The following is a 13,091-nucleotide window of genomic DNA, read 5'->3' as shown; positions in this document are numbered from 1 at the left end:
AATAGCGTACATTGAGTTTGAAATAAATATTTGCATTTAGTTTGGCCTATTGCAACATTAGTTTTGGAGAATGAAAGTATGGGATTTAAAGGGAATAATAAGAATACATATCGTCCAAAACCCCCTAAAGGGCCGATTCGTCTTACATTTGGAATCATCGATGATAAAAAAAATGAAATTAAACCTGTCATAGTTGAACAACCTAAATTTGAAAAACAAGAAATAATTGGCACATTAAACTTAAAAAAAATAAAAATTCACCTTGCACCTCCTCTTCAAACAAAACATTTAGATCGAATACTAAAAAATATTTCTAAAATTTATGAAGAAGGCCGTTACTTAAATACAAATACAATAATTGATTTAGAAGAAGGTAATTTTAAAGTTACATTTAATTATAATCAAAACACAATTGATAGAATTAAAGGCCTTGATCGAAATGAAAGACAATGGGATCCTGATAATAGAGCATGGAAAGTATTTATCGGGGCATTTGATGATCTTTTCGATATTATTGGTAAAGGCTTTAAAATAACAGATGAAGCATATAAAGAATTAACCGAGTTTGTAAAAGGAAAATATTATGCAAATATTGCTCCAAACAAATTAGGTAAATTAATATTACGTGAAAGCTGGTTTGAAGAGTTTGATTTAAATACAGAAGTTCAAACAAGCATTGGTAGTGAAGCGATGATTGGCTCTACCTCAAAAGAACAAAAAATATCAGAAGATCAACTAAAAATACTAAACAAAACAAGAGAACAATTAGCTTTATTTCCATTTAAACGAAAACCTTATTCACACCAAATTACGGGTATTGAATTTTTATTACAAAACTCTGCATGTGCGTTATTAGATGAAATGGGATGTGGTAAAAGTTTTCAAATTGCTTCCTCTGTTGCAATGCTTTTACAAAATAAATCTATTGATCGTTGTTTAATTGTTGCTCCAAAATCTCTAGTAAGAACTTGGCAAGAAGAGTTATCTTTAGCAACATCTACACCTTTTACAGTTATAGAGGGTTCACCTGCACAAAGAGCTAAATTAATACAAAGTGATTCCCCTATATTTATTATCCACTATGAAGGTATTAGATTAGAAAAAGAAGCATTAGCCAATTGGATCCAAAATGGGGATGGCATGATTGTTTTTGATGAAAGCCAAAGAATTAAAAACCTAATGGCTCAAACAACAATTAGTGCAAAATTTATTCGAAACGGAGCTAAGCGTTGTGTTATTGCAACAGGTACACCAATTGCAAATAGACCAATTGACCTTTTTGCTCAATATTTTGTTATGGATAATGGAAATACTTTTGGAACGAGTTTTCCTGCATTTAAAAATACATTTTGCTATATAGATATTCTTGAAATTAACCAAGGTAGAAGAAAAGTTAAAGTAGAAAAATTTATCGGGGTTAGAAACGGTGAAGAACTTAGAAAAAGAATTCAAGCAACAAGTTTACGTCGTTTAAAAAATGAAGTCTTAGATTTACCTCCTATAATTTATAAAGATTATAGCATTGAACTTAAAGCAGAACAAAAAACAATATATGCTAAAATGAGAGACTCTGTTAGAAGTGAAATAGAAAATATGAGTCCTGAAGAGTATTCAATGCAAGCAAATAATATTGTAGTAAGATTGCTTCGCTTATCTCAGATTTGTTCAAATCCAATGCTTATTGATCCTAATTATAATGGTCCTAATGCTAAATTAACAGAACTTGAAGATATTTTAACAGATATATTTTCTGATGAAACAAAAAAAGTAATTTTATGGAGCCACTTTGTAGGAAACGTAAATTATTTAGCAGAGACATATGCTGAAAGTTATGGCGCAGTTGCTCATACTGGTGAAATGAATATTCAAGATAGAGCTAATAGTGTAGAACAATTTCAAAATAATCCTGAATGTCGTTTATTTATTGCCACACCACAATCTGCTAAAGAAGGTTTAACTCTATTGCCTAGAGATGGAAAAATGAAAGCAGATACAATGATATATATGGATTTAAATTTTGATGGAGGAAGTTACGTTCAGTCACAAGCTCGTTTCCACCGTATTGGCCAAAATTCAGAAAAATGTTTAGTAATCCATTTAGTTGGCTTAGAAACCGTTGATGAATATATTAAAAAATCCTTAATTGATAAAATTCAAACCGCTTCACAAATTTTGGATAATGCTTCACAAGAACAATTAAACCAAATTAAAGGTGAAAAGTTTACTTTATCTAAAGAAGAAATATTAAATATTTTATAAAAGTGATTATAAATAAGTAACAAGGATGTTTCTTAATTTTCTTCCTGATAATTCTATTTTATTTCTGTATCCCAAACCTCTATCTTTATTATAGGAATGGTAACAGTTTATCCATTTATCACCACAAGTTTTAACATATGTTTTTAAAATTTTATTGGATAAAAAATCAACAGAAAATTCGCCGTTTAAATATTTTATGGGCTCATATTCCCATTTTGATCCGTTAGCTTTCCAATTAATTTGCAAGGGGCCAATATCAACATTTTTATTTTTTGGTAACCCTTTTAATAAAAACTTTTTAGCATCATTACCAGTAAGAACCTGTTTTCCTTCTATATTTACTATTCTTATTTTAAACATAGATTCAACATGAGCTATTTGCCATAAAATATCGGGATTTTGAGTGTCACAAGCTGCTTTTGCAAAATTCATCATAAGCAAACGCTCGTCTGCAGGAAGTTTATTCGAAGATGCCTTACCTGCTGCAGCTAAAAATAGCACGTGACAAGGTATATCTCTCTTTTTTGAAACGTACTGGATAGCTTGGCCCTCAGGAATAGAAGCCAAAAAATCTATATTAGGAACCACAAACCCCTCAGTATTACTAAGTACTCTAAAAACATAGAAAAAAACACCGAGTACATATAACAAATTATTTTATAAATGTGGAGATAAAGTTGCTAAAATTTTTATCAATAATTAAGTTAATAGTTATTTTATCAATAATATTAATTAATTATAGGGTTTATAGTGATAGCTCCATTTTAATTCCGCCTACTCCAATGTATTTAGGTGCTAGACCACTAGGTATGGGAGACGCATTTGTTGCCGTTGCAGACGATGAAAATACTATCTTCCAAAATCCTGCAGGGATTGGTTTAAATAATTTAAAATCTAAATCAATTTTAAAAAGTGCTTCTTTCCCTAATATTTCATTTTCAAGCAACGCATATACAACAGATTTATTAGGAAATTATTTTAATTCCTTTGAGTATCCTTCTGGTATAATTAATAAAGCTGTTACAAACTCTGATACTAATAATATTGTATTTACAAGATTAAGTTTATTTCCAAATGTAGTTATTGGGCGTTTTCAATTAGGAATTTTAGTTGATTCTTACGTTAATGGTTATACTACAAAATCGAATTCAATCCAAACTAGTGCATATTCAACTAGCGCAAGTCCATTGACTTACGATAGAACCTTTACTCTATTTAGTCGCGATCAATATGGGCCTGTTATGGGATTTAGTTATACCTTTTCTAGGCATATTGTATTAGGACTAGGCTCAAGATTTATGCAAAGAGCAACAAAAATGAATACGATTGAAGCCAATCAAAATGGTGCTATAGACGCTTCTAATAAGGCTTCTGATAAAAATGTGAATTATACTTATGGTTTTGCTTTTGATACAGGAATTATTTTACCCCTTTATGATAGTATAAACACCAAAATAGCCTTTTCGTTCCTAGATGTTGGAGATACCACATATAAAGCTGCTAGCTCATCATCCAGCAACGAAGTTGAAAAAATGAATATTAAAGGGGGCTTAAGTATTAGTCCAGATATTAGCAAAAACGTTGGCACCATTCTCTCAATTGAAGAAGAAAGAATTAATGATCCAAGAGTGGATGACCGAAATAAGCTACGTGCAGGATGTGAATTTAGTTTTGGTGAAAAAACCGGAGCTAACGCACCATTCTCTGCAAGACTTGGTTATGGAATGCAGACTTTTAGTGCAGGAATGTCAATATACATTCTTTTTGCTAATCTAGAATTCGCAACATATGGCGAAAGTGTTCCAATTAACAATGGTTATGTCATCGACAGACGATATATTACGAAACTCACTGTCGATATATTGAATTAAAGATTTTAATGCATTTAGTTTCGGGAGGTTTACGTGGATGTTCAGTTAAAGGATGGCATATACCTTGTCTCTGGAGACATCACCGAAACTTGTAATTTAGGAGACTTTGGTCTTCCTTCGGGAGTTGTAAAGTTTGATTTAGGTAGCATAAGAACAATCAATAGCTGCGGCGTTCGTGAATGGATATTATGGATTACAAAACTAAAAATAACTCCTGTTTATTATAATTGCCCTCAATCCGTCGTTATGCAATTTAATATGGTTAAAGAATTTTTATCTAATAATGCCAAAGTAGAAAGCTTTCAAATACCGGCATATTGTGAAAATTGCGGTGAACAAAAAGTATTTTTAATGAATTCTGGAAAAGAATTCACATTGGGTAAAAAATTAGAATATGAGCTTCCTAAATGTGATAAAGAAGGTTGTAGTATTGAATCCGATGTCGATTTTGAATCATATTTTTATTTTATTGAAAATTTAAAATAAATTAAGGATTTCTATGATAGATAGTGACAACATAAATTTAGATGCAATTATTGATGTGCAGAGCGAACATTATAGAAATGAATTGGTCGCTTTATTTAAAAGTTGCGCTATATCTACTATTATAGCATCTATGGATAAAACTATTATAGAAATAAAAAAACTGGCACAAAGTGGTTGTAAACAAACCATGTATATCACTGATAAAGTAGATGAAAAAAAATTAAAAGAACATGAACTTATTCCTTCTATTCGAATTGAAAATTTGCTTTTAGTAGATGAAGAAACGAAAGATAAAATAGTAGATAGCGAAGGCTTAATGCTTTTTGGCCATGTATTATCATGTAATCAAGAGCATGTACCACATTTACAATTAATGAGCACAATAAGAAAAATACGTGAAAAAAAATACTTTGGTGTTGATAAGTGTGTTTCTTATGGTGCCTATGTTCATAGATATGTCTTATCTCATTCCGATCAAAGACAATGGTTTAGAGATGCTTTATTTGAATTTATTAAAGGTCTATCTCAAGTTTTAGGTAGACCAACGGATGCCTATGCTCAATTTGGTGTAGAAGTCCAAGAAGAGCTCCTTATGAACGCTATATGGGATGCTAATCCAAAACTGCAAGATGTCGATAGAAGAGTTCCAATTGCCTTATTACCACAAGAAAGTGTCCAAATTGAATGGAGTTTTGATGGAACTTATTTAGCTGTTGGCGTAAGAGACTCTTTTGGATCCTTTAGCAAACACACTGTTTATAAGTACTTAAAGTTTTTATTTGCCAGCGATAGAAAAGCGATGATCCGTCTTCAACAAGAAGCAGCGGGAGCGGGTTTAGGGCTTTTTATGGTGCTTGAAAGACTAAGTTCACTAATTATTACTGTTTCTCCAAATAAAACGACAGAAGTTATAGCAATTTTAAACTTAACCACCAGCCCAAAAGCTTTTACTAGAAAACAGCGCTCATTTCAGTTCTTTAGCATATAAAGTCATTTTTTTTTAATTTAATTACCGATTAGGGTTGAACTATCTAAAAATCTCATATACAGAAGGACATCGAGCGGATGTGGTGAAATTGGTAGACACGCTGGTCTTAGAAGCCAGTGCCTTTGGTGTGAGAGTTCGAGTCTCTCCGTCCGCACCATCTTAAAGTCTAAAGAACTTAGGTGTGCCTATGAGCATTCAGTCTTCAATCGAATTAAAATTAAAAGAAAAATTAAATCCCCATTTTTTAAAAGTCGAAAATGAAAGTTATATGCACAGTGTCCCAAAAGGATCCGAGTCGCATTTTCGAATTGAAGTTGTTTCTAATTATTTTGAAAATAAAAATCTATTAACGAGACATCGTTTTATTAACGAATTGCTTTCCGAAGAAATTTCAAAAATTCGTGCTTGTTCCCTTCATACTTTAACCATAAATGAATGGGAAAAAAAGAATGGAAAAACAGAAAACTCACCTACGTGTGCAGGTGGTTCTAAAAAATAATATTTTATTTTTTTCTGTTTATTTATTCAAATCGAATGGGTGCAATTTCAAAGTGCTCTAAATGATAATCTACAAAAGATTTAACGACTACCTTTTTACCATGCCTAGCTTTAAGTTCATCAATAAAAATTTTATCTTCTTCCAATAATCTGTCTGCAACATGTGGATGAGCTTTAACAACAAATCCTTCATTATTTGAGCGAGAAAATTCTCTTAATAACTCTCTAATTACTTCATAAGAAACTGTAGAAGGACTTTTTACATGACCATTTCCATCGCAGTAAGGACAATCTACAGTCATTTTTTGCATTAAACTTTCTTCAGTACGTTTTCTAGTCATTTGGACTAGACCCATTTCTGAAATTCTTAATACTGTAGTTTTAGCTTTATCTTTTTTAAGTTCTTCAACAAGAGCTTGAAAAACTTTATCTCGATCATCATTTCGATCCATATCAATAAAATCGAGAATAATAATACCACCAATGTTACGTAAACGAAGCTGTTGAACAATTTCTTTTACAGCTTCAAGATTCGTTTTAACAATAGTGTCTCCAAGAGATTTATTACCAACAAACCTTCCTGTGTTAACATCAATTGCAGTTAAGGCTTCTGTTTGTTCAATAATTAAATAACCACCCGATTTAAGCCACACTTTAGAACCTAAAGCACGAGAAACCTCTTGCTCAATTCCAAAAGCATCAAATATTTGAGTGTCGCCTTGATAAAGTTGAACTTGAGCACCTAACTTAACACTAAAACGATTTAAAAAACGTACAAGATCTTCGTAACGTTTTTTGTCGTCAATCACAATTCGATCTAAATCTCGTGAAATAAGATCTCTGGTAGCACGGAAAACAAGATCTAAATCTTCATGAACTAAACAAGGTGATTTCGATTTTAAACTTTTTGTTCTTAAAGATTCCCAAAGTTTAACTAAAAAATCGATATCGGCAATTATTTTTTCATCTGGGACATTTTCACTTGCAGTTCTTACGATAATACCAGCACCATCTGGCTTTATTTTTTGAACAATAGTGCGTAATCTTGTTCTTTCGTCTTCACTTTGAATTCTTCTACTGACACCAATATGGTTAATACTTGGCATTAATACAACATATCTTCCAGGTAAACTTAAGTAAGTTGTAACCCGAGCTCCTTTTGTACTAATTGCGTCTTTAGCAACTTGCACAAGGACTTCTTGACCTTCTTTTACGAGGTCAGATATTTTATAATTTTTTTGAAAATTTTTATTCGGGTTTCCTTCATTATTTTCATCATCATCTACATGATGATGAATAGGCTTACCCTCTTCATCAAAACCTTCAGGTAATTCATAAGAACCCTCTGGTTTTATATCTCCCCCATATAGAAAGGCAGCTCGTTCCAGACCTATATCAACAAAACAACTTTGCATTCCAGGAAGAACACGAATTACTTTGCCTTTATAAATACCTCCAACGATTCCTCTATCTCGACTTCTTTCAATGTAATACTCTGAAACCTGACCACCTTCTATAAGAGCAACACGCGTCTCATAAGAAGTGCTGTTTATAACTAATTGCTTAGCGACCATGACTCATATTCTTTTTTTAAAAAGGTTCAAAAATCCAAACACAAATGGAGTTACCTAGTCTTTACTATTTTTACCTTCTAAAAAGGCTTGCAAGATAATTTCACTTGTATCAGGAATACTTTTAAACAGCTCTATCGCTTTTGACCTTGCTTGGCCTAATTGAATCGCTGGATGGGTTGAGTCAGCCCCCTTCTCTACCAAACTAACCCACTGGGCAAGAAATTGGAACAACTCATTTGAATTTTGAAAAGAAATTGCTCCTCCCGAATTTATCAACTGAGCTGCCTCTCTAGCTCGCAAAAACATATTACCGATTAAAACAGGAACCCCATGAGCTGCGGGCTCTAAAACGTTATGAATTTGGCCATCAAATCCACCACCAATAATGGCAGCATCTGCTAGCTCATATATTTCTGCTAAATATCCAATTTTATCTACTATAATTATTTCACTTAAAGACATTAAATTTGGCGAAAATTTTATTTCATTTTTATAATTATAAATATTATTTGGCAACCTTAATTCATTATGATGATCATTGTTTTTTTGATACAATATTTTTTCTAAATTATCGTTTTTATTTTCAGTAAATTCATTTTTAATACTATTTATAAGATCTGAAAATAAAACCGCTTTTGTTCCTAATTTATAAAAGTCTTCTAAAATATTTTGACAAATTTTTGAATTAACATCATGGGGAACATATATAATTAATATTTTTTCTTTTAAAGATGCACACTGAATTGCTATTTTATGCTCATCACTATGAGGCGAACCAAATACAATACATTTTTTATATAATGATTTTTTTTGAGCAATACAGTATGAATAAAATAGAGAAAAATCATTTTCTACTTTTTTTCCTGATCCGTTTTGAGCTCTTTCATTTGCCCTAGCCCATTTTGCATCACCAGATAAATATATCTTTGAACCATTCATAAATTGAGAAAAATAAGTAACATCTTCATTTGAAACTGCAAAAATATTTTTAAAATTTATATAATATTTTTTATTCCAAATTTTACTTAAAAATCCTAATAATCCGCTTTTTGTTTTCTCAGACGAAGCAGATATTAAGTTTAGTTCAATTTTTCTTTGTAAACATGTTTCAAATAATCCTGGCCAAATATCGTATCTAACAAAGAACATTTTATCTATTTTTACTTCATCAAAAAGAATATTATATAATTTTCTTAAATCAATAGGTAAACCAACACAACCTATTTTTGCAGGAAAATTTTTTAAAAATGGCTCTGCACTAGGTGAATAATAAGTAACAAAAAAATGAGCTCCTAATTTTTCATTTAATTTTCTTGCAACAGGGATAGCTTGTTCCATTTCACCGGCACTAGCAACATGAAACCAATAAATTATAGGATAATCAATATTATTTTTAGTTAAATTATTAATTTTTTCTTTTGTGTTTTTTATTTCACTCAAAAAAAACGATGAATTTCTTAATTCACAAAATCGTATAAATTTTTTATTTACAATAATTTTAGATAATATTATCAATAAAAAATAAACAATTTTTTGAAAAATTTCATATATAAAAAACACTAAAAAAACTCCTGTCTATATTTTATCTTTGTTCAATGGGAATATAAGGAACATTTATATCACCAATATATTTTGAATTAGGACTATACACTTTATTATTTTGTCTGAGTTCTAAAATATGGGCGCACCAACCAACCATTCTTGCTGCAGCAAAAATTGCTGAATAAAGTACAGGGTGAATACCTAATTTTTTGTAAACAGCACCACTCCAAAAATCTACGTTTACATGAACTGGCAACATTTTTTCTTTAAAATATTTTCTAGCTTCTTCTTCTATTTCAGATAAAATTTTTAAATCACTATCTTTCTCATCTTTTTGGGTTAATTGAGTTAATAAGTCTTTAAAAATAACCGCCCTGGGATCTAATGTCTTATAAACTCGATGCCCCATTCCCATAATTTTTCCGCCAGAATTTAATAATTCTCTTGTATACTTTACAGGATTTCCACTTAATTTTGCTTTTTTTAACATATCAATAGTTAATTCACTTGCACCACCGTGTAAAGCACCACTTAATGCTCCCACAGCAGCACTTGTCGCAGAATAAAAATTTGAGAAAGTTGACGCAACAGCTCTTGCGGTAAATGTAGACGGTGTAAAACCATGATCCATTTGAATTATTAATGCAATTTCCATACATCTACTTTGATTTTTTGATGGAATATTTCCAAAAAGCATGTAAATAAAGTTTTCAACAAAAGTTAAATCCGATCTTGGCTCTAATAATGGAACACCTAAATAATGACGATAGGCAGCAGATAATATTACAGGAGTTTGTGCAATAACACGCATAACTTTTTCAATATGATTTTCTTCTTCTAAATATTCATCTTCTCTGTCAATACACGCCAAAGATGATAATCCAGTTTGCAAGACAAGTAATGGATTAGAATGCTGAGGAAACTCTTCAATAATTCGTATTACTTTTTCTTGTGAATGGGACATATTACTTAATCCCCATTGAAATCCTTCGAGTCTACTTTTAGTAGGTAATTTTCCAGTTAAAAGTAACCACGCAGTTTCCTCAAATGTCGCATGAGCAGCGAGTTCCGCAATATTAATTCCTCTATAAAATAAGCGTCCATTTACCCCATCTACCCAACTTATTCCAGTCGTATCTACAATCATGTCTTGCATATTATATTTTAATTCATCATTTTGCTTCGATGGGTCTTGTTGACTCATTTCAAACTTCCTCGGTTTTTTTGACCATTACGCTCAATTTTGCTACCAACTTTAACAATGCTCGAAGTTAGTTTTGAGCTGTACTCATTGTGACATACCAGCACTTTAAGAGGATTAAAACAATATGGACATTCTACAGCTTGAAAAACCCCTTCTTGAACTTTATAATAGAATTTCAGAACTTCGAATTGCTGCTCAACAATCCTCTATTTCACTATCAAAAACTGAAGATACTAAAGGTCTTAATGAAGAAATTTCTATACTAGAAAATAAATTTGAACTTTTAGCAAAAGAAATTTTTTCTAACTTAACACCTTATCAAATTACACAGCTTTCTCGCCATCCAAACAGACCCTACACTTTAGATATTATTAATCAGTTGTGCTCAGATTTTATCGAATTGCATGGAGATCGAAATTTTGCTGACGATCAAGCAATTGTAACAGGAATTGGAATAATTCGTAAAAAAAGAGTTGTCATTATAGGACATCAAAAAGGCCGCGGCACCAAAGAAAATATGAAAAGAAATTTTGGAATGCCAAGACCCGAAGGTTACAGAAAAGCTCTAAGAATAATGAATTTAGCGGAACGCTTCAATTTACCAATAATTACTTTTATTGATACTCCTGGTGCTTACCCCGGAATGGATGCTGAAGAGCGTGGCCAAAGCGAAGCGATTGCAAAAAATATTATGGTCATGAGTCGACTATCTGTACCTATTATCTCCATTGTTGTCGGAGAAGGGGGAAGCGGTGGCGCACTTGCGATTGGAGTTGCTAACAAAACTTTTATGATGGAATACTCGACATATAGTGTAATATCACCTGAAGGCTGTGCTTCTATTTTATGGAAAGATGGCTCACAAGCCGATAAAGCTGCTAATATTCTTGGATTAACTGCTGATATTGCTTTGAAAAATAAAATCATTGATGGAATTATCAAAGAACCTCTTGGTGGAGCTCATTGGAAAAGCAAAGAAGCAATTGAATCTATAGGTGATATTATTGAGAAAAATGTAAATCAATTGTCAAAATTAAGTAAAGATGAACTTAAACTAGATAGAATAAAAAAATATTTTAAAATTGGTTCATTTGAAAATATGCCTGCAATTTCACCAATGCATTCAGAAAAATCCCACATTCCTGATTGGAATGAAGCTTGGGAAGATGTTGAATCCTTTTTGGGTCTGCAATAGAGGAATTTATGATTAACCCCGATTTCAATTTGCAAGAAAAATTAAAGGTAATAACCATAGATGGGCCTGCGGGCTCTGGAAAAAGCACAGTTGCAAAAATTGTTGCCCAAAATCTGGGTTGGATTTACGTAACTACAGGTGCCATTTATAGAACCCTAGCTCTTTTATTTCATGAATCTAATATTAAAGTTACAGATCTTGAAAATACAGAAAGATTTATTTCTTTTATAACAGAAAGATATAGACAAGAATCTAATTCGGGGCAAGTTTTTATTGGCGAACGCGACATTACAAATGAAATTAAAGCTCCATTTGTTTCGGAATTAGCTAGCATTCTTGCACAAGAAGATTTTGTTAGAAAAAGGCTGCTGCCTATTCAAAGAAAAGTTGTTTTAAATAACAATGGTGCTGTTGTTGACGGCAGAGATATGGGGACGGTTGTATTTCCTGACGCCCCACTTAAAATATTCTTAACAGCCTCAGTCAAAGAAAGAGCTGAAAGAAGGCTAAAAGAATTAAATCAAAGTGGTCAAAAAACAGATATAAAGGAAATACTTCGTGAAATTCATGAGAGAGACGAAAGAGATTTAAATCGAACTTTTTCTCCATTAAAACCAGCTCTTGATGCTATTTCACTAGATTCTACTAAATCATCTCAAGAAGAAATTGCAAAAAAAATCTTGCAATTTGCTGTACAAAAAGATTTAGTTATTTCACAAAGCGAATTTTAATTTAATTTTGGAAGGCTTTTTTAATGGATACTGCATTAGAATCAACAAAAATAGATTGGTTTTCCATCCTTTTAAATGGCGGCCCTGTTGGCATGGCAGTCATGATATTATTAGGGTTCATGAGTATTTGGGCATGGGTTGTTATTGTTGGCAAAATGCGCTCTCTAAAAACGATGCAAAATCTCTCGGAAAAATTTCTCACAAATTTTTGGGAAGCCAAAAGCCTTTCTGAATTAAATCTTAAAGTTAAAGACATGGATTATAGCCCAGCTCGTGAAGTCTTTCGCTCAGGATTCAATGAAATGATTCGAGTTTTACAAACTCGTGAAAAAAGAGGGGCATCTGGTCCAATTCCATTTGATACAGTTAAAAGGACATTATCTAGACAAAAAATGCTTGAAGAAGCTAATTTAGGCAACAATTTAAGTATTCTTGCAGTTTGTTCTTCTGCTGGCCCATTTATCGGACTTTTTGGAACTGTTGTTGGTATTATTCGCGCTTTTCATGACATTGGTTCAAGTGGTACATCTAGCTTAGCTTCCGTTGCTCCCGGTATTTCTGAAGCACTTATAGCAACAGCTTTAGGTTTATTTGTAGCTATTCCTGCAGTTATTTTTTATAATGTTTTAATAAACAGAATAAAAAAACATCTCGTTTTATTAGACGGGTTTTCTTCTGATTTCATTAATATTTTAGAACGTCATTACACAATTAAGCCAGATCAAGAAGGTAATTAAAAGGAT

The 13,091-nt window shown here is 31.9% G+C and carries 12 protein-coding genes and 1 tRNA gene; 9 read left to right on the top strand and 4 right to left on the bottom strand.

Annotation, left to right across the window (positions count from 1 at the left end):
* The first annotated feature begins 78 nt into the window (after positions 1-78).
* Positions 79-2,259 (top strand): DEAD/DEAH box helicase, encoded by a 2,181-nt coding sequence (locus GCL60_RS08570; RefSeq protein ID WP_153420228.1) that lies wholly within the window; start codon positions 79-81, stop codon positions 2,257-2,259.
* Positions 2,260-2,265: 6 nt separating this feature from the next.
* On the opposite strand, the gene GCL60_RS08565 is transcribed toward GCL60_RS08570, so the two are convergent.
* On the bottom strand, positions 2,266-2,847 hold the full coding sequence (locus GCL60_RS08565) for a lysozyme family protein (protein WP_153420226.1): 582 nt from the start codon (positions 2,845-2,847) through the stop codon (positions 2,266-2,268).
* Between the two features lie 89 nt (positions 2,848-2,936).
* Here GCL60_RS08565 and GCL60_RS08560 point away from each other — a divergent pair, with 89 nt between their 5' ends.
* The 5 genes from GCL60_RS08560 (at position 2,937) to GCL60_RS08540 (ending at position 6,103) form a co-directional block, all read left to right on the top strand.
* Positions 2,937-4,130: a hypothetical protein gene (locus GCL60_RS08560; protein WP_153420224.1), complete on the top strand. Its 1,194-nt coding sequence runs from the start codon at positions 2,937-2,939 to the stop codon at positions 4,128-4,130.
* 33 nt (positions 4,131-4,163) lie between these two features.
* Complete coding sequence (locus tag GCL60_RS08555) at positions 4,164-4,616, top strand: hypothetical protein (RefSeq protein WP_153420222.1); 453 nt, start codon at positions 4,164-4,166, stop codon at positions 4,614-4,616.
* Between the two features lie 13 nt (positions 4,617-4,629).
* Positions 4,630-5,604 (top strand): hypothetical protein, encoded by a 975-nt coding sequence (locus GCL60_RS08550; protein ID WP_153420221.1) that lies wholly within the window; start codon positions 4,630-4,632, stop codon positions 5,602-5,604.
* Between the two features lie 73 nt (positions 5,605-5,677).
* Positions 5,678-5,761 (top strand) — tRNA-Leu (locus tag GCL60_RS08545).
* A 30-nt stretch (positions 5,762-5,791) separates the two neighbouring features.
* A complete protein-coding gene (locus tag GCL60_RS08540; RefSeq protein ID WP_153420219.1) occupies positions 5,792-6,103 on the top strand; it encodes a BolA family protein in 312 nt (103 codons plus the stop codon).
* Positions 6,104-6,125: 22 nt separating this feature from the next.
* Here GCL60_RS08540 and GCL60_RS08535 read toward each other — a convergent pair whose 3' ends face one another.
* The 3 genes from GCL60_RS08535 to GCL60_RS08525 are packed head-to-tail and all read right to left on the bottom strand — an operon-like array spanning position 6,126 to position 10,422.
* The gene (locus tag GCL60_RS08535; protein WP_153420217.1) at positions 6,126-7,676 is read right to left on the bottom strand and encodes an Rne/Rng family ribonuclease; all 1,551 of its coding nucleotides are present in this window, start codon (positions 7,674-7,676) and stop codon (positions 6,126-6,128) included.
* A 54-nt stretch (positions 7,677-7,730) separates the two neighbouring features.
* Positions 7,731-9,236, bottom strand: a complete 1,506-nt coding sequence (locus GCL60_RS08530; RefSeq protein ID WP_153420215.1) for a 3-deoxy-D-manno-octulosonic acid transferase — start codon at positions 9,234-9,236, stop codon at positions 7,731-7,733.
* Positions 9,237-9,258: 22 nt separating this feature from the next.
* A complete protein-coding gene (locus tag GCL60_RS08525) occupies positions 9,259-10,422 on the bottom strand; it encodes a citrate/2-methylcitrate synthase (protein WP_153420213.1) in 1,164 nt (387 codons plus the stop codon).
* Between the two features lie 124 nt (positions 10,423-10,546).
* Here GCL60_RS08525 and GCL60_RS08520 point away from each other — a divergent pair, with 124 nt between their 5' ends.
* Genes GCL60_RS08520 through GCL60_RS08510 form a run of 3 tightly spaced genes read left to right on the top strand, consistent with a single transcriptional unit; the run spans position 10,547 to position 13,085 of the window.
* Positions 10,547-11,617 (top strand): acetyl-CoA carboxylase carboxyltransferase subunit alpha, encoded by a 1,071-nt coding sequence (locus tag GCL60_RS08520; protein ID WP_153420211.1) that lies wholly within the window; start codon positions 10,547-10,549, stop codon positions 11,615-11,617.
* A gap of 8 nt (positions 11,618-11,625) precedes the next feature.
* The gene (gene cmk / locus GCL60_RS08515) at positions 11,626-12,348 is read left to right on the top strand and encodes a (d)CMP kinase (protein WP_153420209.1); all 723 of its coding nucleotides are present in this window, start codon (positions 11,626-11,628) and stop codon (positions 12,346-12,348) included.
* A 23-nt stretch (positions 12,349-12,371) separates the two neighbouring features.
* Complete coding sequence (locus tag GCL60_RS08510; protein ID WP_153420207.1) at positions 12,372-13,085, top strand: MotA/TolQ/ExbB proton channel family protein; 714 nt, start codon at positions 12,372-12,374, stop codon at positions 13,083-13,085.
* Positions 13,086-13,091: the final 6 nt, after the last annotated feature.

Origin of the sequence: Silvanigrella paludirubra, from assembly GCF_009208775.1 — a bacterium.
Lineage (GTDB): Bacteria > Bdellovibrionota_B > Oligoflexia > Silvanigrellales > Silvanigrellaceae > Silvanigrella > Silvanigrella paludirubra.
The sequence above is the reverse complement of the archived record's forward strand: the minus strand, read 5'-3'. Positions and strand labels throughout refer to the sequence as shown.

Excerpts from the sequence above, each read along its gene's own strand:
- GCL60_RS08520 (WP_153420211.1), top strand. The coding sequence starts at position 10,547 with ATGGACATTCTACAGCTTGAAAAACCCCTTCTTGAACTTTATAATAGA.
- cmk (WP_153420209.1), top strand. The coding sequence starts at position 11,626 with ATGATTAACCCCGATTTCAATTTGCAAGAAAAATTAAAGGTAATAACC.
- GCL60_RS08535 (WP_153420217.1), bottom strand. The coding sequence starts at position 7,676 with ATGGTCGCTAAGCAATTAGTTATAAACAGCACTTCTTATGAGACGCGT.
- GCL60_RS08510 (WP_153420207.1), top strand. The coding sequence starts at position 12,372 with ATGGATACTGCATTAGAATCAACAAAAATAGATTGGTTTTCCATCCTT.
- GCL60_RS08550 (WP_153420221.1), top strand. The coding sequence starts at position 4,630 with ATGATAGATAGTGACAACATAAATTTAGATGCAATTATTGATGTGCAG.
- GCL60_RS08525 (WP_153420213.1), bottom strand. The coding sequence starts at position 10,422 with ATGAGTCAACAAGACCCATCGAAGCAAAATGATGAATTAAAATATAAT.
- GCL60_RS08540 (WP_153420219.1), top strand. The coding sequence starts at position 5,792 with ATGAGCATTCAGTCTTCAATCGAATTAAAATTAAAAGAAAAATTAAAT.
- GCL60_RS08570 (WP_153420228.1), top strand. The coding sequence starts at position 79 with ATGGGATTTAAAGGGAATAATAAGAATACATATCGTCCAAAACCCCCT.